At 61.8% G+C, this 21508-nt stretch carries 19 protein-coding genes and 1 tRNA gene; 10 read left to right on the forward strand and 10 right to left on the reverse strand.

All coding sequences use genetic code 11. The annotated features are described in order from the left end of the window. The first annotated feature begins 307 nt into the window (after positions 1–307). Entirely contained in the window at positions 308–1099 is a 792-nt protein-coding gene (locus VGT77_RS00190) for a Crp/Fnr family transcriptional regulator (RefSeq protein ID WP_327458385.1), read from the forward strand. On the opposite strand, the gene hspQ is transcribed toward VGT77_RS00190, so the two are convergent. After that, positions 1096–1467, reverse strand: coding sequence for a heat shock protein HspQ (gene hspQ / locus VGT77_RS00195; protein WP_327458387.1), 372 nt, complete (start codon positions 1465–1467; stop codon positions 1096–1098). The two genes, VGT77_RS00190 and hspQ, sit on opposite strands and share 4 nt — an antisense overlap. A 122-nt stretch (positions 1468–1589) precedes the next feature. Between hspQ and VGT77_RS00200 the strand changes: the two genes are divergently transcribed. Then, positions 1590–1679, forward strand: a tRNA-Ser gene (locus VGT77_RS00200). Between the two features lie 774 nt (positions 1680–2453). Here VGT77_RS00200 and VGT77_RS00205 read toward each other — a convergent pair. Together VGT77_RS00205 and VGT77_RS00210 are read right to left on the reverse strand one after the other, a co-directional pair. Then, a complete protein-coding gene (locus tag VGT77_RS00205) occupies positions 2454–2609 on the reverse strand; it encodes a DUF6894 family protein (protein ID WP_327458389.1) in 156 nt (51 codons plus the stop codon). 156 nt (positions 2610–2765) lie between these two features. Next, entirely contained in the window at positions 2766–3080 is a 315-nt protein-coding gene (locus VGT77_RS00210) for a DUF6894 family protein (RefSeq protein ID WP_414713333.1), read from the reverse strand. Positions 3081–3246: 166 nt separating this feature from the next. On the opposite strand from VGT77_RS00210, the gene VGT77_RS00215 reads away from it, so the two are divergent. Next, positions 3247–3990: a Crp/Fnr family transcriptional regulator gene (locus VGT77_RS00215; protein ID WP_327458393.1), complete on the forward strand. Its 744-nt coding sequence runs from the start codon at positions 3247–3249 to the stop codon at positions 3988–3990. A 27-nt stretch (positions 3991–4017) separates the two neighbouring features. Here the strand turns inward: VGT77_RS00215 and VGT77_RS00220 are convergent, their stop codons facing one another. Then, positions 4018–4782 carry a DUF2243 domain-containing protein gene (locus VGT77_RS00220; protein ID WP_327458395.1) on the reverse strand — a complete coding sequence of 255 codons (765 nt, stop codon included), beginning with the start codon at positions 4780–4782 and terminating at the stop codon, positions 4018–4020. 534 nt (positions 4783–5316) lie between these two features. Here VGT77_RS00220 and VGT77_RS00225 point away from each other — a divergent pair. Further along, positions 5317–5700 carry a response regulator transcription factor gene (locus VGT77_RS00225; RefSeq protein ID WP_327458397.1) on the forward strand — a complete coding sequence of 128 codons (384 nt, stop codon included), beginning with the start codon at positions 5317–5319 and terminating at the stop codon, positions 5698–5700. Between the two features lie 277 nt (positions 5701–5977). Continuing rightward, positions 5978–6697: a Crp/Fnr family transcriptional regulator gene (locus tag VGT77_RS00230; protein ID WP_327458399.1), complete on the forward strand. Its 720-nt coding sequence runs from the start codon at positions 5978–5980 to the stop codon at positions 6695–6697. 159 nt (positions 6698–6856) lie between these two features. Here VGT77_RS00230 and VGT77_RS00235 read toward each other — a convergent pair whose 3' ends face one another. Further along, positions 6857–7993 carry a sensor histidine kinase gene (locus VGT77_RS00235; protein ID WP_327458401.1) on the reverse strand — a complete coding sequence of 379 codons (1137 nt, stop codon included), beginning with the start codon at positions 7991–7993 and terminating at the stop codon, positions 6857–6859. 56 nt (positions 7994–8049) lie between these two features. Between VGT77_RS00235 and VGT77_RS15555 the strand changes: the two genes are divergently transcribed. The 3 genes from VGT77_RS15555 to VGT77_RS00245 all read left to right on the forward strand — a co-directional run bounded on the left by VGT77_RS15555 (position 8050) and on the right by VGT77_RS00245 (position 11231). Next, positions 8050–8397 carry a DUF6894 family protein gene (locus VGT77_RS15555; RefSeq protein ID WP_414713334.1) on the forward strand — a complete coding sequence of 116 codons (348 nt, stop codon included), beginning with the start codon at positions 8050–8052 and terminating at the stop codon, positions 8395–8397. A 721-nt stretch (positions 8398–9118) separates the two neighbouring features. Further along, a complete protein-coding gene (locus VGT77_RS00240) occupies positions 9119–9520 on the forward strand; it encodes a nuclear transport factor 2 family protein (protein WP_327458403.1) in 402 nt (133 codons plus the stop codon). Positions 9521–10196: 676 nt separating this feature from the next. Continuing rightward, positions 10197–11231 carry a glycoside hydrolase family 43 protein gene (locus VGT77_RS00245; RefSeq protein ID WP_327458405.1) on the forward strand — a complete coding sequence of 345 codons (1035 nt, stop codon included), beginning with the start codon at positions 10197–10199 and terminating at the stop codon, positions 11229–11231. A gap of 6 nt (positions 11232–11237) precedes the next feature. On the opposite strand, the gene VGT77_RS00250 is transcribed toward VGT77_RS00245, so the two are convergent. The 5 genes from VGT77_RS00250 to VGT77_RS00270 form a co-directional block, all read right to left on the reverse strand. Beyond that, positions 11238–13949: a TonB-dependent receptor gene (locus tag VGT77_RS00250; RefSeq protein WP_327458407.1), complete on the reverse strand. Its 2712-nt coding sequence runs from the start codon at positions 13947–13949 to the stop codon at positions 11238–11240. A 155-nt stretch (positions 13950–14104) separates the two neighbouring features. Then, positions 14105–15430, reverse strand: a complete 1326-nt coding sequence (locus VGT77_RS00255; protein WP_327458409.1) for an extracellular solute-binding protein — start codon at positions 15428–15430, stop codon at positions 14105–14107. Continuing rightward, positions 15427–16260, reverse strand: coding sequence for a carbohydrate ABC transporter permease (locus VGT77_RS00260; RefSeq protein WP_327458411.1), 834 nt, complete (start codon positions 16258–16260; stop codon positions 15427–15429). The genes VGT77_RS00255 and VGT77_RS00260 overlap by 4 nt, the downstream gene beginning before the upstream one ends. After that, the gene (locus tag VGT77_RS00265) at positions 16250–17131 is read right to left on the reverse strand and encodes a sugar ABC transporter permease (RefSeq protein ID WP_327458489.1); all 882 of its coding nucleotides are present in this window, start codon (positions 17129–17131) and stop codon (positions 16250–16252) included. The genes VGT77_RS00260 and VGT77_RS00265 overlap by 11 nt, the downstream gene beginning before the upstream one ends. Positions 17132–17133: 2 nt before the next feature. After that, entirely contained in the window at positions 17134–18240 is a 1107-nt protein-coding gene (locus tag VGT77_RS00270; RefSeq protein ID WP_327458413.1) for an ABC transporter ATP-binding protein, read from the reverse strand. Positions 18241–18341: 101 nt separating this feature from the next. Between VGT77_RS00270 and VGT77_RS00275 the strand changes: the two genes are divergently transcribed. Both VGT77_RS00275 and VGT77_RS00280 read left to right on the forward strand, forming a co-directional pair. Beyond that, complete coding sequence (locus VGT77_RS00275; RefSeq protein WP_327458415.1) at positions 18342–19760, forward strand: glycoside hydrolase family 43 protein; 1419 nt, start codon at positions 18342–18344, stop codon at positions 19758–19760. Continuing rightward, a complete protein-coding gene (locus tag VGT77_RS00280) occupies positions 19750–21147 on the forward strand; it encodes a family 43 glycosylhydrolase (RefSeq protein ID WP_327458417.1) in 1398 nt (465 codons plus the stop codon). Before VGT77_RS00275 ends, VGT77_RS00280 begins: the two co-directional genes overlap by 11 nt. Positions 21148–21508: the final 361 nt, after the last annotated feature.

Raw genomic sequence — 21508 nt, forward strand, 5'->3', positions numbered from 1 at the left:
CGGACAGATTTTGACCGACGGCGTATTCGAGCAGGACAGATTATAGCCAGGCAGCGGCCTATTTGTGCTAGCTGTCCACGGCTCGTCCGCCGAGAGCGCGGCGGGGAAGGTGGGGACATCTTATGCCCGCGCCCTCAGTTAACTCATTTCGCCTCCGGACTTGATCTGGAATGTTGTGCCGAAGTGACACAGAATGATTGTGTCCGCTTATGTCGGCTTGCGGACAGACGTGTCAGCTAAGTGACGATAGTCGTTACGCCAATGTCCGGTTGTGCCCGTGGGGGGCATGACCTCGCCGGGGGGCGCGATGAGCAACGAAAACAATAATGGGCGCAGCGACGTCACCACCCTCAACGTCGCGCTGCAATTTGCCGGCAATCGCCTGCTCGCCTCGCTAAAGCCGGCGGAGCGCGCCATGCTCGAGCCGCTGATGACCGCGATCATCCTCAATCGCGGCGACGTGCTGTTCGAGCCAGGCGAGGACGTGACTCACACCTATTTCCCGGGTCCTGGCGTAGTCGCTTCGCTGGTCGTGACGATGAGCGACGGCCGTGCGGTGGAGGCCTGCACGATCGGCCGCGAAGGCGCGATCGGCGGCATCGTCAGCGCGGGCAACAAACCCGCTTTCGCCCGCGCCGTCGTGCAGATCGGCGGCACGGCTCTCCGCATGGAGACGCTGGCGCTGGAGGCTGCCAAGGAACGTTCCGCGGTGATCCGCGACCTGTTCAGCCGCTATGCCGACACTTTGCTCGCGCAGACCATGCAGTCGGTCGCCTGCAATGCGCTCCACGCCATCGACGCGCGCCTGTGCCGCTGGCTCCTGACCACGCATGATCGGGTCGATTCCGACGAGATCGCACTGACGCAGGAATATCTGGCGGAAATGCTGGGCGTGCAGCGCACGACAGTCAGCGGCGTCGCCCGGCTGCTGCAGGAACGCGGCCTGATCGCGTATAGCCGCGGCCGCATGGTCATTCTCGACCGCACGGCGATCGAGCAATGCGCGTGCGAATGCTATCGGGACGTGCAGAATCATTTCCGCGCGGTGCTGCCCGACACGCGGCCGCAGAAAGTCGTGGACGCGAAGACCGCGACCTAATGGCGATGTTCGCGGCGGAGCTGATAGCGGCCGTCGCGATAATCCTCGAAGATGCCGTTGATTGCCGGATGGCTGACCGGCCCGGCTTCATCGTCGGCGATCAGGTTCTGCTGGCTCACATAAGCGACATAGCTGCTGTCGGCATTCTCGGCGAGCAGGTGGTAGAAAGGCTGGTCCTTACGCGGCCGCACCTCTTCGGGGATCGCCTCATACCATTCCTCGGAATTGGCGAAGACAGGGTCGACGTCGAACACCACACCGCGGAAATCGAACAGCCGGTGGCGGACGACGTCTCCCACGGTGAAACGTGCATGCACGATCGGCGGGGCGGCGAGGTGGGTGTCAGGCAGGGCGGACGCTTTGTTCATTACGCACCTATTTAGGTCGCGCCGGAGCACAGACAAGCAGACGCTTGTGCCCTCCCTTCCGTTCCGCTAGGGGCACCGCTTCGCTCGACCGGGCGCCCGTTCAGGGGCCCAAGTATCTTCCAGGAGAGGTGGCTGAGTGGTCGAAAGCACCGCACTCGAAATGCGGCGTGCCGGCAACGGTACCGTGGGTTCGAATCCCACCCTCTCCGCCATTACCTTGACGTAAGTTTATGTTTTAGGCAGATAAACTGCCCATCGATAGAGTTTATCCCACATCGCCTCCCACAATGCGGACTAACTGCAGGCGAACGCCCGCGAGCATGGCCGGCCGTTCCGCGCTCACCGGAGGTCGGCCACCAGGCCACGGCTTAATGCAGCGGCACAGACGCACGTCGATTTCCTGTCGGCAAACAACCCAAGCTCGCACCGACAAAACTGACAATAGCACTACAACCAAATCTTGCCGCGGAGTTGAGGCACAGGCGTCACCCTACACGTGGTGTAGCGAGCCCGGGTCGAAATCTTTGGGGTTCCATTCAGACTGTCTCGCCCCTCCCGGGGTCAAATCTGAAAGTAGTACCGCGCAAAAAAGATTATTTTTTCGAGCCTGATCGCCTGAGCTTAAGGAGGCAAGTCCGCAGCATCAATTGCAAAGGGCACATGGATGACATGGGCAACCATCGCATCCAATCGCTCGTGAGGGCCGCTGTGCGCCCTTAGCCGACCTTCCGCAGTGCTACTGCGAACATCAGCTAACGACCCATTGCGGACATTGCGGGCGGCCGTATAGCCACGCGACGAGCGGCTAAGGTCCTCCGCCAGATTGTCGATGAGGGCGAAGCCACATCGCCCAGTTACCGTCGCCAGCCAGTTGGGCGGCTCGGCAGGTTTACCTCGTCTAGACTGCGGCTCTCAGAACGATTGCCTCGAACGTCATCTTAGCGATCAGGACCGGCCCAAGCTCGTCACGAACTTCGACAGCCAGCTCACGTCTGAGAGTGCCCGGGGATGACATCCCGCGCAAGTTCGGCGAGCGAACGTGCGGCTTCGGCTTTCACGGCCTCTATGTGGGGGTATTCGACCCCAACATCGTCCTCGATGAAGGTGTCGTTGTCTCGCGTGTCGAAGAAATAAATCCGCACTGACCGGCTCCTACATAAGGGCGGGAGCGCGCGCGGTCTCTCAGCCGTCGGCGCCCAGATCAAGCCGGCGATCAGAGGATGCTAACAGCGGCGAGGTGCCGCGCATTCACATGCGTTTGGTCTGCGCCAACTCTGTTTTGAAGTGATCAGCCGAATTCACTCCTTGATGTCCACAGCATCCTTGAATGTCACGGTGAGCACGGCGTCGCCCTGCTCGTCCACAACATCGATCCAATGGGAGAGAACGATGTAACCGTGCCTCACCTGCTCTGCGATAAGCTCACGAGCACCTTTCAGAGCGTTCAGGCGAGCAGCCGCGAAGTTTGGCAGCTCTTCGCCCTCTTCGTCCTGAGCAATGATATCGTCGTACACGTGAAAGAAATAGCGTGGCACAAGCGGCTCCTCGCGAAAAGGGCGGGAGCACTGCGGGTCTCTCAGCCATCGAGGTCCAAGGCTTTCTCGACGATGCACTGAAATAACACACCTTTCTCATCCAATCTATGTTTTTATCAAATGTTTCAAACATTTGGTTGCGCTGCTGCAGCACCGCATGTTATGGTGGAGCATCGTTGGAAAGCTATAAGGGCTCCGGCGACCGAGAGATGCTTCGTGCTCCCGCCCCGCACGGGAGAACGACATGAGTAGCGCTCGCCATCCTCTCGAACTCTTGGTTCGAAACCTCGAACTGCGCTCCCCACTGCCTCAGGAAGACCGAAAGGCAGTGCTTAGCCTGCCTCACACCGTTCCCACCCTCGAAGCAGCCACCTACACGATACGGGAGGCCGACGCTCCCGAGCATTGTGTAGTGCTGATGTCCGGCTTCGCCTATCGGCAGAAGCTGACGGGGGATGGGGCTAGGCAGATCGTTGCTCTCCACATTCCTGGGGACGCGCTCGACTTTCAGAACCTTTTTCTCGACGTCTCGGATCACAGCCTTCAGATGCTCACCCGTGCTGAGGTCGCGTTCGTGCCGATGCGTGATCTACAGGTGCTTGCCCGTGAACGACCGGCCGTCGGGCACGCGATCTTGGTGAAAACACTCGTTGAGGCCTCCATCTTCCGGGAGTGGGTGCTCAACGTAGGGCGCCGTGACGCGAGGACCAGGATCGCGCACCTTCTCTGCGAGCTTGGCGTACGCCTAGACGTCGAGGGATTGGCGATGGAATATGGCTACGAGCTGCCCATGACCCAGGAGCAGCTAGCCGATGCTGTTGGCCTCACCCCCGTGCACGTCAATCGCACGTTGAAAGCGCTTCAAGCGGAAGGCCTGATCGTGCGCTCGAAACGGTCAGTCGGTTTTCCCGATTGGAACCGGCTACGTCGCGTTGGCGACTTCAATCAACGCTACCTGCACCTGGAGCCGCAGCGGTCCGGTAGCTAGCTGAGATTTCGCTACAGCTTGCAGCCGTTAGCTGACTGCCGCCACGCAACCAGCAAGTGCCGGCGATCGCGTGACCAGCAGAGCGCCCGACTGATAGAGCTGCTTTGCCGAGCTATCGTCTTGGAGCCGGACGGCCACGAAGCGGCCCGCCGTGTCGGCCCACAGAATGCCTGAGTGGCTGCTTATAACTGCATTGAGCGCGTTCGCAGCACCGTAGGAGTGGGGGAAGACCACGAGAGCTGACGTTGACCCAGGCGCCGGAAGCGAAGCAAGTGGTGCAGCGATCAAGGCTAGGGCGGGTAAGATCGCTCCGGCCGAGGAGCCTGCCATCCCCCCTCGTCGTCTCACAAGGGTCACTCCTACAGCGACCGGCAGCAGGCCGAGAAGAGTGAGCCAGCCTACATCATAAAGCATCGGGTTGGGGACATTGACCCTGATCCTGTGAATGCCGAGCAGCCAGTGGAAGCCAGCGACATCAACGATATTCCAGAGGCCGAAGCCCAGGAGTGCGCCGGCGATAGCTCGTCGGCCGGCACCAGCCAGTCGGAGATCCTCGCGAGCCAGATACAGGCGATAGAGGCCGAAGCCGGTCACAAGGTACATCAAGACATGGAACATGCCGTCGGCGAAGATCTGATTGCCTATGTCTTGAAGCCTTTCCCCTGGGACTAGGCTCAGGAGGTGGTGCCACTGAAGAACCTGATGCAGGAGAATACCGTCGAAGAAGCCGCTTAGCCCCACGCCGACTATGGCGCAGGCAACTAGCAAACGATCTCTGACAAAGCTGATCATCCGAATGGCCTCCTCGCCCGACAAGCAACGACTTTTAGAGGATTGCGCTCAACCTCTGAGCCGCTCAAGCGGCAGTGGCAACTCACCTCGGGATTGGCTGGCGCTACATCTGCAATGGTGGTGATAGCTTATGACCGGAGCTAACGGTGAGGCTCCTCAGTCGATCAAAGTGAAGGGTCGCAAGCCCGAGGTGGGCTCGCGCTGCAGCTAGTCCGTTTGTGGTAAGACCACGGTCCAGCTCTTCGGTGGCACGGCTCGAATGATATTCGATGAGGTCATCTACGCTCATAACAGCTCCCAGCTTTGCCGCGCCCTTATCCTCCATCGGCAGTCGGTTCGCGCTCAACTGGATTTTTGATTTGCATCAGAGTCATCTTAGCCCGGAGCTCAGATGTCAGTCCTTCTTTGGGTCTGCTCTAAACAGTATCTTTGTCAGCAGCCTACGGGTAAGGTCATCTACCGCCCGCTTGGTTGGCTTGCCCGCGCCGAGAGATCGCTTCGACCGACTCTCCACCCAGCCATCGTGGATCATGCATGCGCGACGTAGTCACAATCCTGCTAGTGGAGGACGAGTCCCTGATAGCGCTCAACCTGCAGGAAGCTTTAGAAGAGGCGGGCTTCGCAGTCTGTCACGTACCCGACGGGGAGTGTGCGTTCGCGGCGATCGATGCTTGCGAGGCCAACGTGGCGGGGGTCATCACTGACATTCAGCTTGGCGGAGACGTTGATGGCTGGGCGGTTGCTCGCCATGCACGCGAGCTGATTCCCCATGTCCCCGTCATCTACGTCTCGGGTGACAGCGCGCACCAGCACACGGTAAGCGGCGTTCCGAATAGCATTATGGTGCAGAAGCCGTTCGCGTCGGTGCAGATAATCACCGCCATTTCGACTCTTTTGAACGCCTTTCCGCCCGCGTAACTCAGCCACGCCCCGGCGCTAGAAGTCGAGCGATCCCTTGCAAGGCATTTCCTATCCATCAAGCCCAAGAAAGTAGCGCGGCGTACCGAGCGATTGCGGCGGGTGTTCGAGGGTTTGATGTAGGCATGAACATAAGTCATGGAACCGCCTGCTAGAAAGGCGCATAACCTCGACATCGCTGAACCTTTTCGGGCATATCAGCGACTGTGAGACCGACGTGCTCCCGCCTAAGTGGAGAACTCCGTTGGTCAGCCCCTCAGATCAAGCATTGCGCCCGATGGTGGATAAGCTGTCCTACTGGGGGTCGCTTGACAATGACGACACGCAAGCGCTGCTTCGGTTGCCCCACAAGGTGAAGCTGATGGAGCGTCATGCATTCGTCGTGCGGGAGCGTGAGATGGCCACGCATTCCTGTCTGGTGATTGAAGGGTTTGCGATCCGGCACAAGATCGTCTCGAATGGTGCGAGGCAAATCGTCGCCGTGCACATGAAAGGCGATCTGGTTGATCTGCAGAACTCCTTTCTCGGAGTTGCTGATCATAGCGTTCAGATGATCACGCCCGGCAAGGTTGCCTTCATTCCAAGGGAAAACGTGAAGGAACTTGCGTTCTCCCGTCCGAACGTAGGCATGGCAATGTGGTTTGACACGTTGGTGGATGGCTCGATCTTCCGGGAGTGGATCGCGAACGTGGGGCGCCGTGATGCACACACTCGCCTGGCACACCTCCTTTGCGAGTTTTCCCTTCGCTTGAAAGTAGCCGGCCTTGGCGAAGCGACCGAGTACGAGCTGCCGATGACGCAGGAGCAGTTGGCCGACTGCACTGGATTGACTCCCGTGCACGTGAACCGCACGCTGAAGGTCTTGGAGGCCGAGCAGTTGATTACCAGGCGCTCCAGCCGCACCGTCACCATCGGCGACTGGAAGAAACTTGCCGAGGCTGGAGACTTCGACAGCACCTACCTGCATCTGCGTCAAAGTGAGCCTGCGCTAGCTTGAGGGTGGCAGCCGAAGATCGATTTTCTCACCTTCGCAGATGTTGACGTTACAACCGGCGGAAAGGTCCGCCAACCACCATAGCGGACGTTCTCACGGCCTGCTTGGCGACTGCTACCGTTCGGGCCCTGCCGCTTTCAAGCCATGGACGGGGCTGCGAAGCTAGGCTGCTATATCTAGCACCGGCGCCGGGAACTTGATGAGCACACCAACACCTTGCTTGTGCTCGATCTCGATCTGTCCGTTGATCTGCTTTACCAGTGCGCGGACCAAGCCATAACCTAGCGATCCTGCACGCACCTCCCCCATGCCCACCCCATTGTCACGCACCAGGAGCGTCGCCCAGCCATTGTCGTCTCGCTCGATCGAGGTGACAATCTCACCTGTATTGGGCTCGGGAAAGGCATACTTCACGCAGTTGGTGATGAGCTCCGTGATGACGATACCGAGAGGGAAAGCGGTATCGGCCTTCACGTTGATCCCATATTCTGCCGACATGTGCATCTTGATACGGTCGCTTGGATTTAAGGCTTTGATGCTCTCGCACAAATCCGCAATATAGGCTGCCAGATCGACGTGCTGCACGGATGACCCTCGGCTTAGAAGATCGTGAAGCCGAGCCATTGACGTTATCCGTTCACGAATTTCGGCGAAGACCTCGACTACCGCGGGATCAGATTGCCGCCTGACCTGCATGTCCAAAATCGACGCTGCAACGGCTAGGCTGTTTTTGGCGCGATGATTGACCTCTGTCATCAGCAACTCGCGCTCCGCGACGAGCTTTCGCAGCTCTTCTGTTCGCTCAGCCACTCTTGATTCCAGCTCGCGCGATGCCTGCTTGAGGGCATCCTCGGCATCGTGGCGAGCCTGGATGTTGAGGAATGAAAGGAAGTGGTTCCGGACCTTACCGTCATCATCGAGTAGCGGACTGGCAAATAGCATCGCCCAAAATGGCTCACCGCCTTTGGTATATTGAAGCAGTTCCAGGGTCGCGTCTTTGCCCTGGTCCATTGCCGCTTCGTAGGCAGCAATGGCGTGAGGGTCGGTGGCGACGCCGTTCATGAAGTGAGGCTGCTGCCCAAGCAGCTCCTCCTCGGAGTAGCCGGACAGGGTGAGGAACGCCTCGTTCACGAACACGATGGGATTGCCTGGTAACGTCGCATCGGAAACCATCATCGGCATGCGAGTGAGCCGGACCGCATCTACGAAAATGCCGCCTCGCAGCCGGGTATCTTCGATCTGGCCCTCGGCCGAAGTCCGCGCGTTGGTATCTGCGATACCACTTTCATATTCGTTCATGAGCCTGCGTAGGCTTATGCCGGGCATGCGCAATCGAAACCGACGCATCAGCTTGTATGCGGGTCTGCGCTTTACTCGTGGCGGACGTTCAGCGCGCGGGCGCGGAGCCAATCTCTTTCTTCGGGCCCAGCCTCTCAGCTTGCAGGTATACGGTCGCAGCGCCGAACTTCGCTCCATACAAGGCGCCGCGCCAGCGCCCGTTGCTACCTCGCGAGGGGACGTCCGCTTGGGGACGCGGAGGGTCTGGACCTCGACAGTGCGGTGGAAGCGCGACGACAGCTATCCGCACCTGTGGCGAGATGATGCGTGATGCTCCAGATGGATTTTGGGGCTCTCGTCCGTGGAGCGTCACTGTCAAAGACGAAGGTGGGCTCGCGCTGTGGGAGATTTCCATGGGCGGTTAAGCCTCGCAGCCGCTGCCAAGATCAGATAGGCGCCGTCAATCCTATTACCTGTGTCGGTGACTGCCCATTTTCCGCGCACTAATCGTGGTTTACGATGTCTGGACGACTCGTGTGTGGGGGATGAGCGTATGTCGGAATACCGGCTTTACTGCTTGGATGGGGACGGTCACATCAAGCAGGCGCACGACATCGAAGCGACAGACGATCAGGCGGCGGTAAAAATCGCACGGGATCGTGAGCACGACGATTATGACTGCGAGCTATGGCAAGGCGGCGCGTATGGTCGCGAAGCTCCCATCCCGTCCGAAGGTCGCGTGAGAATAGTCCTCTACTAAATCAACTTAGGTTGGAACGACGGTCAGCGGCTACCGTTAGAGCCGCGATGCCGGGTCGGAACTTCCTAATCGGGCAAGCTCAACGATGCAGACGGCTCGCACGCGGCACTACCGATAATCAGTTGAGAGCGTCACTTCTCGAACTGGCAGACACTTACGAGCGGACCGCAGACGAAGACGGTTCCGAACAGCCGTCCAGTCCGGAACGAACGCCTAGAGGGGAATGAATAGCCCCGCGACACACGACGAAGCTGTGCAAACCGTGCTAAGCCCAACTTATTCACCCAGACCTGGAGGCTTTATGCGCGCAACCGGTACGATCTTCGGCACGCTCCTCCTTCTGAGTGCACCCGCATCAGCTTCGTGGCGAGCCGCGAATCCCGCTGTTGAGTCCGCTGCTCGCACGCCGCGCATTGCTGCGGCGTTGGCAGCGGCCGATCGCATGGACAAGGGCGATCCTGAGCCGAGACGCGGTCGAGTTTTCTGCAGCCTTCGCGGACGACGCAGTCGTGAACAACCCGTTCAACCGGATCGCGCGCAAAAAGGACGCTGAGCGGAACCTCGCCACCGGCCTCATCGACTACGCTACTCTCGAGCGCAGCATCGAATATGCCGCCACTCGCGGCGATCACGACGTGGTGCTCATGGGTGAGGAAGTGTTGACGCCGGTTGGCAAGGCCAAGTTCGCAGGTGAGAAGATCAGAAGACGGACTACCGAAGTGTGGACCGACCTCTCCGGGACTTGGAAGCTCGCCATCCGCCAGGCCACGATTTATCGAACGAAGTAGCGGTTTTGCTAGCCACCGGAACCTTCAGCTCCCTCGATCCCGGACCAGCCTATTTCGGCCAACACGCCGCAGCCTGTTCCTCGCGACCCGTAAGGCAGCGCCTTCGGAGCGCATCAGCGGCTTGCCGCGTAATTGGCCAACTCTTGGGATGATCCAAGAGGAGGCTGGCCCCCAAGTTGGGATCTTCAGTCTTTCCAACCATGCGTGGATGTCTGCTTTCCACCCATAGCGGACATTCGGCGTCTGGCCGGCTCCAACGTCCGCAACGCGCCCATCTCTGCCGTGCAGTGCTGGAGGGGTGGACGTCCGCTTAGCGCCTATAGCTGCCAACTGGCGCCTCGCTCGGAGCGTCCTTTATTCGATCCATTGCGAACAATGCCGCGTGCCGTCTGCTGGGAGGCCTAAGGACTTCCGCTTCCCACCGGATAGAACCAAGTGATCACATCAGCACGCGCTGTTACGCTCGTTTGGCCGGAGAGTGGTTGGCGGCAATCGGGTTGGACCCAGCTCTCTTCGGCACCCACTCACTTCGTCGAACGAAGGCGTCTTTGATCTACAAGCGAACGGGCATACCAACTGCCCGTAGCATCGTTGTCACGACATGGACTTGCCTCGTCGATGTCTGAGGGGAGTTATGCTCGCAGCTGGAGGTAACCCGATGTGGTCATACACGAACATGAGCACTTTGCTTCGGGCTGGCTGTCTGCTTGGCGCGGCGGTCGCGGGCGATCTCGTAATGGCGCGACAGCCAGATTCCGGCACGCGTCTCCAGCCCACTTTTGCGACCGACTTTCCCGACCCCTTCATCATAGCGGCAGACGACGGCTATGTCGCATTCGCCACGAACGCCACAGAGCTGCGGGCGAATGTACAAGTGGCTCGCTCGCCGGACCTAAAGAGCTGGTCCTTGATGGAGGCAGGCGGGCGCCTGCACGATGCGATGCCGCAGCTGCCGCCCTGGGCAGAAGCGGGGCGCACCTGGGCTCCGGAAGTGATGCAGATCGCCGGCCGCTACGTGCTTTATTTTACGGCGCGCGAGAGGGGGACCGGACTCCAATGTGTGGGCGCGGCTGCGTCTAAGCAGCTTACCGGACCCTATGTCTCACAAGATTTAGCGCCGCTCGTGTGCCAACGCGACCTCGGCGGCACTATCGATGCGAGCCCCTTTCGCGATCGCAATGGCAGCCTTTACCTCTACTACAAGAATGACGGGAACAATCCGTTGGTTTTGAAGCCCTCGCAAATTTGGGTGCAGCCGCTGACCCCCGATGGGCTGTCACTCACTGGTGCTGCGAAACCCCTGATTGGCAACACTCTCAAATGGGAATGGCGGGTGGTCGAGTCGCCGGCAATGACCCTCGCCAGCAATGGAAGCTACGTGCTCTTCTTCTCAGCCAATCATTTCGGCTGGGAGAATGACCAGCGCCTGTCCAACTACGCGATCGGTTACGCGACCTGCGCCGGACCGCAGGGGCCGTGCACGAAGGCGCCCGAGAACCCGATCCTCAAGAGCTATTACGGAAAGAGCCGCGGCTGCCTGAGCGGGCCGGGCCACCAGACGGTTCTGGAGACTGGCGGGCGGCAGTATTTGGTCTTTCACGCTTGGTCTGCGACGGCACGCTGCCTGCGCGCGGGCCAGGGCCGCTATATGTATGTGGCGCCGCTTACGTGGAACGGCGCCACACCGGTGATCGGCGCAAGTCTGCGCTAATTTGCCCTACTTGCCGAAGCGGAAACGCACGCCAAGCGACACCGTCGACTCATCATAGCGCAGGTAGCGCGGATAGCGCGCCTCCGGCCGGCCGTCGCGGGCCGAACTGAAGTCTACCTCGAACGGGTTCATGGTGATGTTGGTCCAGTCGGCGAAGACGGTCAGGTTCTCGAAGATATTGTAGTTGACCGACAGGTCGAGCCGGTCGTTCGGGTTGCCGAACTCGCGATAGGGGTCGGACGTCCCGCGATTGTCGCGAAAAGCAAGGAAGTTCGACCGGCCGGAATAGGTCAGGCGAGCCGATAGCGGCCCCCGCTCGTACAGGCCGACAAAGTTGAAGTTCCACTTCGACACGCCGTTGCGAATGCCATCGTCGAACGAGATGCGGTCGAACTCCAGCGCGCCGGCCGGCCCGCCGAACACGAGCTGCTGGGTCTCTGCGTCCAGATAGGTGACATTGGCCTGCACCCCGAAGCCGCGCGCCCAGTCGGGCAAGAACTCATAGTCGAAGAAGGTTTGGAACTGACCCTCGACGCCGGTGATCCGTCCCTTGCCGGTGTTGGTGCGGCCGGTGACCTGGACGACGCCGAGATTCGGATCCGTGAAACGGAACGCGGAGGGCTGAATGAAGCCGTCAATGTTGCGCCGGAACACGGCCACGGAGGCGAAGCTCGACGGCCCGAAATAATATTCCAGGCTCGCGTCATAGTTGTCGGACGTGAAGGGCTGCAGGAACGGATTGCCGCCGGTCGCCGGATAGGGCGCGCTGTCGGTACCCACCCCGCCCGGAGGCGCGGCGCCGAGCTGGATGTTGGGCCGCTGATCGACGAAATTCGGCCGTGTGCGGGTCTGCGCGTAGGAAAGGCGCAGCTGCAGCTCGGGCATCATGCGGAAGCGGATGCTCGCATTGGGCAACCAGTCGGTATATTCATTGCCCCTATCGATCGCCTCGATGCCGGTCGGCATCGGGCCCGCAACCTTCGTCTCGGTGCGCTCGACGCGGATGCCGATCTGACCATCCACATTCTCGCCGAAGCCGTAAGCAAGCTGCGCATAGCCGGCGAGCGTCTGCTCGTCCGCGGTATATTCGAGACGCCGCTCGACTGGCGCCGCCGGGAAGCCGACGATCGCACGGAGCGCTTCGCGGTTCTTGCGGATGCTGCCGTAGGTGGGCGACGCGAACTGGCGGAATGGCTGCAGGTCTCCCGCGCCCTTGAAGCCTTCCGGCGTCGTCCGGAAAGTCAGAGGCAGGGCGCCGCCGCCGGTCGGCACCAGCGGCCCGGCGAACCGGTTCGCATATTGGCGGATGGCGTCACGGTCGGTGAAGCGTGCGCCGAGCTGGATGTTGCGGATGAAGAAGTCGTCGTCGAAGTCATATTGCGCGTCGACCCGGCCCTGCCAGTCGCGGCCCGACGAGCGCTGATTTTCCTCGAACAGGCCGGCGAAGATGAAGGCGTTCGGATCGAGCGGGTTGAGGCCGGAAACCGCAAATTGCGGGCGCTCCAGATCGAAGGTGATGGTCGGCGTGCCGGCGAAGCGCCGATCGACCGACTCGGTGGAACCGGTAAAGGTGGACTTGGTGTAAGCCAGGTCGGCGGAGATCTTGAACTGGCCGTTGTCGTACTTGGCCCCGCCTGCGTACTGGAAGGTGTTCGTCTTGTTGTAGGTGCCGCCCTGGAAGGTGAAAACCGAATTGGGCGCGCCCACCACCGTGCCGCTGCTCAGCAGGTTGGAGTTCGGGCGAAAGGCGAGATTGGAATAGCTGGAGCCGTTGAACAGTTCGACCGCGACCAGGCGGTCGTCGATCTTGTTACGGAAGCCCTGCCACAAAAAGTCGGCGTAGATTTCGAGGTCCGGGTTCGGCCGCCACTGCGCCGCGGCGTTGATCGAAGGACGGACGCGGTTGCCCGAACGGTAGAACAGCCGCTGGATGTCCGGGAAACGCGCTGCCTGCCCAGCGCCATCGGCGATCAGGCGAGACCCTTCCTGCCGGAAGGTCTGGAGGAAGTCGGTGTTGGACGGCTCGCTGTCGAGATACTGAAGCTCGGTATAGGAGCCATTGACGAGCAGGCCGAACTCGCCGGCGCCGGTCTCCCACCGGTTGGTCGCCAGCACGTTGAAGTTGGGGGTGAGCTTCTCCGCCTGGATCGTGTAGAGGCCCCAAGCCGAACCGGCGATCTGGCCGCCTTCGAAGTCGAACGGGCGCCGCGATCGGACGTTGACGAGCCCGGCCAGGCCCGGCGCGACGAGATCGGCGGTCGAGGTCTTGTAGACCTCCAGCGCGGCGATGTTTGCGGACGGGAAGTCTTGCAGCGCCACGACGCGGGTCTCGGCGGTGAAGATCTCGCGGCCATTATAGGTAGTGGCGAAGTCGGGCAGGCCGCGGATCAGTACGCGCGACGCCTCGCCCGCCTGGCGATAGACCTGAACGCCCGGCAGACGTCCGACCGTGTCGGAGACCGCGAGGTCGGGGAGCTTGCCGATGTCGGAGGCGACGATCGCGTCGACCACCTGCGGCGCGGTCCGCTTGAGCGTCTGAGCGGACTCAAGGGCCGCGCGCAGGCCGGTCACGACGATGTCGGCTTCGCCAGTCTCTTCCATCGCCGCTTCGGTGGGGGCATCCGTGTTAGTCGGTGCAGGCGATTGCGCCTGAGCCGGCGCGGCGGTCAGGGCGGCCAGCGATACGGTCGCCGCAAGCAGATACATGGTGCGCATCATCTTCTCCCCTTTACTTCTTCTTGGCCGTGCACAGCCGTTTCGAACGTAACGCTCCCGAAACGATAATGTTGCTGCACAAATATTTGTCCGCATCGACCTAGCGCAGTTCCGGCTCTTGGAAGCGGGGGCAGATCGTCCTGTGTGACGATTTTCGGTCAGTTGTTGCTTGTCGGCAACAGCTCGGCGAACAGCTCGTTCACGCGCCGCTCGGCGTCGGCGAGCGCCTGCTTGGTGCTCTTCTGGCCGTTGAACGCCGCCGCGACTTCCTCGCCGATGAGACCCTCGATTGCGTTCTGCCGCTGCACGCCGGCCGGTAGCGGCCGGCCCGTGGTGGCCACCGAGGCGATGCCTTGACGATAGGGCAGAGCGGCGAAGGCGGGACTCTCCACCACCGCCTTGAATGCCGGCAGGTGCCCGGTCCGTGCCCAGTCGAAATTGTAATCCGCGACGAAGCGGAAGAAGCGGGCAATGGCGCGCCGCTGCTTGTCCGTCCGTTTCCGCTTCGGGACCACCCAGGCGTGGCCGCTCACATAGCTGACATGCTCTCCCCACAGCCGCGGATAGGGGTAGACGGCATAGCTTTGGTAAAGCGGCCGCCCCGGCTGCTTCGCCTCTTTCTCGAACTGGCCGATCATCCAGGTGCCGGTCGGATAGATACCTCCCTCGCCGCCGACGAAGCTGGCGATTGCCGCCGGCGTGTCCTGGTTGCGTGTGCTCACCCCCGACGCGGTAATCGAGCGGAACAGGTCCACGATCCGCTCGGCTTCCGGCGTCCGCAGCCTTATCTCCCGGGCATTGGGGAAAAAGGCGGCGTTCTGCGCAAGCAGATAGGTGTATAAGTTGCGCGCCGCATAGGCGTTGTCGCCGACCAGGCTCTGGATGATGTAGGGCTTGCCCGTGCGCTCGGTGAACTGCTTCGACTGGCTCAGGAATTCCTCGGGCGAGGTCGGCAGGACCGGCTTGCCGTTCTTCATCAGCCCGGCTTGCGCAAACAGCTTGGTGTTGATGTGGAACAGGCCGCCGTGCGTGTCGAACGGCAGGCCGTAGAGCTGGCCGTTGAGTGCCACTGCGCTGCGGCTGGCGTCAGTGAGAGCGTCGGGTGAGAGGCCGGCTTCGGCCAGATATGGGCCGATCGGCTCGATCAGGTCGCTTGCCGCATAGTCGGAGATCAGCCCGGTGTGCATGGTCACCAGATCGGGCGGGTCGCGCGCCGCCATCTGGGCATTGAGCTGCGGGTAGCCGGGCCAGGCAACGACATTGCTGCTCAGCTCGATATCGGGGTTCTGCGCGTTGAACTTGTTGATCATCGTGGTGATGATCCCGCACTCGCCCTCCGCCTTTGACACGTCGGTGGCCCTGCCGAACTCCGCGCCGCACTCGCCGAAGAAACGTTGCAAGTAAATTTCCGCGCGTTCGTCATCGCCAGCTTGGGCGCAGCTGCCGGCGATCAGCAGCGCAAGGATGAGGAATGGCCACCTCATCGCACCGCCGTCCCCGCCATGGCGCGCACGATCTGCTTCTGGAACAGGACGTAGACGATGAAGATCGGAATCGAGGCGAACACCGCCTGCGCCATCAGGAATCCGAGGCCGCTGGTCTGCGCGTAATTCATCTGCGCGGAGGCGAGCCCGACGGTGAGCGTGTACATGTCGCTGCGCGTCGCCGAGATGAGCGGCCACCAGTAACTGTTCCACGATGCCAGGAAGGTGAAAACCCCGAGCGTCGCCTGCGCCGGCATGGTGAGCGGCAGCAATACCGTCCAGAAGGTCCGGAAGCGCGACGCGCCGTCGAGCATCGCAGCCTCGTCGAGGTCGCGCGGGATCGCCCGGAAATATTGGGTCATGAAGAACACGCCGAACGGCCCCGCCAGGCCCGGAAGGATCAGCCCGGGATAGGAATTGTGGAGCCTAAGGTCTGCGAACAGCCGATGCTGAGGCAGGATCACCGCCTGCTCGGGGATGGCAAGGCCCAGCAGAATGAACACGAACAAGGTCTTGCGGAACGGGAAGTCGAGCCGGGCGAAGCCGTAGCCGGCCAGGCTGCAGAGGGCGAGCACGCCGATGGTGGTGCCGGTCGACACGATGAAGCTGTTGATCAGCCAGCGGAACACCTGATTGCCCTTTAGGATCGAGGCGTAGTTTTCGAGCGTATAGGGCGGCGACAGGGCTGCGCCGCTATTGCCGACCAGCTCGCTATTCTCCTTGAGCGAGAGCAGCAGGGTCCAGATCAGAGGCGCGAGCATCACCAGCGCGGCGAGTAGCAGCGCGACTAGGGTCAGCGGCGACCGTGCTTGGCTTCCTTTAGCGGCCACGTTCGTCTTCGGAGCCGCGCATGGTGGCAGCATATTGCGTCAGCGTGAGCAGCACGATGAGCAGGAACAGGATCTCCGCGGCGGCGGCCGCATAGCCCAGCTCCCACCGGCCGAACGCGCCTTCGAAGATGAAGAGCACCATCGTGCGGGTCGCGCCGCCAGGTCCGCCGCCAGTCAGCAGCTGCGCCTGGCCGAATATCTGCAACTGCGCCGCAGTCTGCAGCATGATCACGAGCACCACGGTCCGCCTCAGCGACGGCAGGGTAACGCGCCAGAACGTGGTCCACTTGCTTGCCCGGTCCAGCGCGGCCGCTTCGTAAATGTCGCCCGGTATCTGCTGGAGCCCGGCGAGGAACAGCATCATCGGCAGGCCCACCGACCACCAGATGGTGGTGATAGCCAGCGCCCAGAGCGACCAGGTCGGGTGGCTGAGGAACGGGATGGGCTCGGCGCCCAGCGCCGTTGCCGCCTCTCCCAACAGGCCCGCATCCGGCGCCAGCACGAAGCGCCAGATCAGGGTCACGATCGTCACGGACAAGACCGAGGAGGAGAAGAACATGCCGCGGAACACCGCCGCCCCGCCCGTTGCACGATTCAGCGCCAATGCGAGGCCGAGCGCGATCACGGTCAGCAGCGGCACGATGGTCAGCGCCAGGGTGAAGGTGTTCCATACGGCCTGACGAAATGAGGCATCGGCGAACAGGCGCCCGTAGTTCTCGAAGCCGACGAAGATCCCGTCGCTGAACAGATCGACCCTCTGGAAGCTGAGCGCGATGCCGATCAGGAGCGGATAGATCAGGACGACGAGGTAGGTGAGCAGGAACGGCAGAACGAAAAGGAGCCCGGTCCAGTCGTTGCCCCGCGCCGCCATGCTCACGCGGCATCCGCCTCGGCATGGTGCCCGGCGCCGTCCGGCCCGAACAGATGAGCAGCGGCGCCGTTGATCTCGAGGCCGACGCGATCCCCGATCCTCACCTGGCTGGCACCCTCGTCCTGCGCCGTGACCTCGAGGCCGTCGCTCAGCCGCGCATAGACGAGCGTCCGGTCGCCAAGCCGCTCCACCAGAGCGGCCTCCGCATCCACGGTCCCGGCGCCGGGGGCGGTGACGCCGACATATTCAGAGCGCAAGCCGAGCTCGACCGGCTCGCCTATCGCAAGGCCGTTGCGAGCAACGCGCGTCTCGACCTCCGCACCGCCGGCGAGTCTGACCCGGGCACATCGACCTTCGCTGGGGGCGATCACGCCCGGCGCAAGCGTCATCGCCGGCGAACCCACAAACCGCGCCACCCAACTGTTGGCCGGGCGAGTATAGAGCTCCATCGGCGCGCCGACCTGCTGGATGCGCTTGTCGTTCATCACGACGATCCGGTCGGCGAGGGTCATCGCCTCCGCCTGGTCGTGGGTGACCATGATCAGCGCGGCCTCGACCCGCCGGCGCAGCTGAGCGAGTTCGACCCGGGTGCGGTTGCGGAGCGCCGCGTCGAGGTTCGACAAGGGTTCGTCGAGCAGGAACAAGGCGGGATGCTTCACGATGGCGCGGCCGATCGCCACCCGCTGGCGCTGACCGCCCGACATCTGGCCGGGCTTCTTGTCGAGTTGGCTTTCGATCTCCAGCGACGCCGCGGCCTGAGCGATCCGTGCCTCGATTTCGGCCTTGGGCACGCGGGCATTCTTGAGACCGAACGCCATATTCTCGCGCACGGTCATGTGCGGGTAGAGCGCATAGGCCTGGAACACCATCGCCACGTCGCGGTCGCCCGGCGGCAGTCGATCGATGCGACGATCGTCCAGCCAGACCTCGCCGGCATCGGCCGTTTCCAGCCCGGCGATGATGCGGAGCAGGGTCGACTTGCCGCTGCCGGACGGGCCCAGAAAGGCAATGAACTCGCGCGGTTCCACGTCGAGCGAGACGCTGTCCAGGATCAGCGCATCACCGAAGGACTTGCGGACATTGCGGAGCGAAAGACCGGCCAACGGCATCCTGCTTATCGTTATGTGCCTGTCATCGCGTATCATCCGCGCATCGGTCAATCGCGAAACACGCTTCATCCCTGCGCGGTGACAGGCTAGGCGGCGGCGCCATGACGACTCAGCCGTTCCAGGTCGACGCCGCCGCCGAGGGCGCAGGCTATCGCATCACTGTCACGCGTGGCGACGAGAACCGCGACTACGGCCTGCCCGACAATGAGCATCCGTCCTTCCAGCTTTTCTATGCCGAGCTGGCGCGGGACTTCGGTACGCTCGTCCCCGAAACGCAGGCCGGTCCGGTCAATGACGCGCAAGCGCCGGAGCCCGACTGGCGGCCGCTGATCCTTGAAAATCTGAGCCCGCGGATCACCGCCGGCTATGGTGACCCGGCGGTGCTCAAGACGGACGAAGGCTACTGGCTGGTCGCAACCTCCAACGACGCGCTTGACGCATTTCCCATCCTCCACTCGCACGACCTCAAGGCCTGGGAGCACAAAGGCTTCGTCTTCGCGGAGGGCGAGACGCCGGACTGGACCGCGCATGGGCGGATGGTCGGCGATTTCTGGGCGCCCGAGATGGCGAAGGTCGGCGACGAATACTGGCTCTGCTATACTGCCCGGCAGCGCACCAACGCGCTCGCCATCGGCTTGGCTAAGGCGCCGCACCCCACGGGCCCCTGGCGCGATCTGGGCCAGCCGCTGATCCTGCGCGACGCGGTTAACACCACCGGCCTGGCCGACGATCCCGGCATGCCGCTTCTCTCCGGCGGCGTCATCGACAGCCATTTCTTCATCGATGCGGACGGCACCAGCTATCTGTTCTGGAAGCGCGACACCAACGGCGTCTGGCCACGACCACTCGCCGCGTTGCTGCGCCGGCGACCCGAACTGATCGAGCAAATGTTCGCAACCGAGCCGGAGCGGGCGACGGCCGCCTTTTGCGCCGCAATCCAGCCTTGGGCGAATGGACGCCGCCCGATGGAGCGCTTCTTTCTGATGCAGCCGCTGATCAGCGCAGTGCTTGCCAACTGGCACGGTGTGCGCGAGGTCCTCGCGACCTGCGACGATGCGGAGTCGATCCTCGACGCCATGTCAACGCCGATCCACGCCCAGCGCCTCAGCGACGATGGAGCCCAGCTGGTTGGCGAGGAGCGAGTCGTGCTCGTCAACGATATGGACTGGGAGGGCCATCTGATCGAGGGCCCTTGGGTTACGCGCCAGGACGGCCGCTACTATCTCTTCTACGCGGGCAATGATTTCGGCACGCCGGCCTATGGCATCGGCGTCGCGGTGGCGGACCACCCCTTCGGCCCCTACGTGAAACAGGGGGAACCCCTTCTGAAATCAACCCGTTCCTGGTGGGGGCCAGGCCACGCCTCGGTTGCACCAGGTGTGGATGAGCAGCCGCAGCTCTTCTTCCATGCGTATTTTCCGGGCACGGGCGGCTACAATGCGTTTCGCGCGCTGCTGACAACGGGCCTCTCCTTCAATGATGGTGTCGTTCAAGTAAAGGATCTGCCGGTTGACCAATAGCGACACCTTTCATGTGGAAGTGAGGTCCGAAGCTACCGGGACGAGTATCGCAGTGAGGCGTGGTGATCGGGCCAAGACCTACCGGGTGCCAAGCAGCCGCTCGCAACATTACACCATCTTCTTCAGCGAACTGGCGCGGGATTTTGGAACTCGGTCGCCGCACATCGTCCCGGGACCAGTAATCCTCGACGAAAGAGAGCCGACTTGGCGTCCGCTCATCATGGACAATCTGAGCCCACGCACAACCGCAGGTTATGGCGACCCGGCCGTGCTGAAAACAGACGACGGCTATTACCTTGTCGCCACGTCCAACGACGCAGTCGATGCCTTCCCGATCCTGCATTCGACGGACCTGGAAGCCTGGACTCACAAAGGGTTTGTCTTCGCTGAAGGTGAGGCTCCAAGCTGGACCGCGCACGGCCGCAACCTGGGTGATTTCTGGGCACCTGAGATGGCTAAGTGCGGCAATGAATATTCGCTCGTCTACACGGCGCGACAGCGCTCAAATGCCTTGGCCATTGGACTGGCCAAGGCTCCTCACCCGACCGGGCCGTGGAAAGATCTGGGCCAGCCGTTGCTGGACGCTGATGCCGTGGACACGATCGGGTCGCCAGATAGTGCAGGGCTGGCCCAGCTTGATGGAGGCGTAATCGACTCCCACATCTTCATCGACGCCGATGGCGAGCGCTATCTTTTCTGGAAGCGCGACACCAACGGCGTCTGGCCCGCTCCTTTGGCGCGGCTGCTCAGGGGAAAACCCGAACTCATCCCGGCGATTTTCAAATCGGAACAAGACCGTGCAACGGCTGACTTCGTCTCAAAGATTGAGCCTTGGGCCAACACGCGGCGCCCTGCTGAACGATTTTCGCTGCTACGGCCGCTCGTCGAAGCCGTTCTAGGAAGCTGGCAAGATGTGCGGAACACCCTTGCCGCTCATCCTGAGGCGGAGAGTGTGGTCGAAGCAATGAGCACGCCGATCTACGGGCAGAGGCTTTCTTCTGAAGGAGAGCTTGTTGGCGAGGCATCAATTGTCCTCACCAATGACCAGGAATGGGAAGCTCACCTGATTGAAGGTCCTTGGATCACGGCGCAGAAAGGGCGCTACTGGCTCTTCTATGCCGGAAACGACTACTGTACGCCCGCATATGGAATCGGCGTCGCGGTGGCCGATCACCCCTTGGGACCTTACTCGAAACAGCCTGAAGCCCTGCTCTCTTCGACGAAAACATGGTGGGCTCCGGGACATGCCTCTGTCGCTCCAAGTCTCACTGGGGAGCCGCAGATCTTCTTCCACGCCTTCTTCCCCGGCACAGGTGGGTACAATGCGTTCCGTGCCCTTCTGACTACCCCACTTCAGTTCACCCAGCACCGCGTGGAAGCGCTGTGACGACTAATCTCTACTGTTGCGTCAGTTGGCTCATCTTCGACGCATTCGGCCCTCGACTAACAGCTGCGGAAATAGAGTCCGGCACCCGGCACGAATCTTCCCCGGAACCGGGCTTCCCCGGCGGCCGGGGCATCAATTTCGTTTCGCAACAAAACAGCGTAACATTTTTCAACGATGTATCTTGGCCGTCTTTGCTCACGTTTCGCCGTCCGATAGACGTAATAACCCCCGGCTCGCGCCTGATGATGCCGAGAGACTAAGAGCCGCACGGCGACTTTGGTACGCCTATCGTCACTATGTTCCGACGGCCTTTCTATCAGGCTTCCTCAAGGACGTCGGAAAAGATGCCTACGCCGATCGC

The organism is Sphingomonas sp. (assembly GCF_035944535.1).
Taxonomy (GTDB): domain Bacteria; phylum Pseudomonadota; class Alphaproteobacteria; order Sphingomonadales; family Sphingomonadaceae; genus Sphingomonas_B.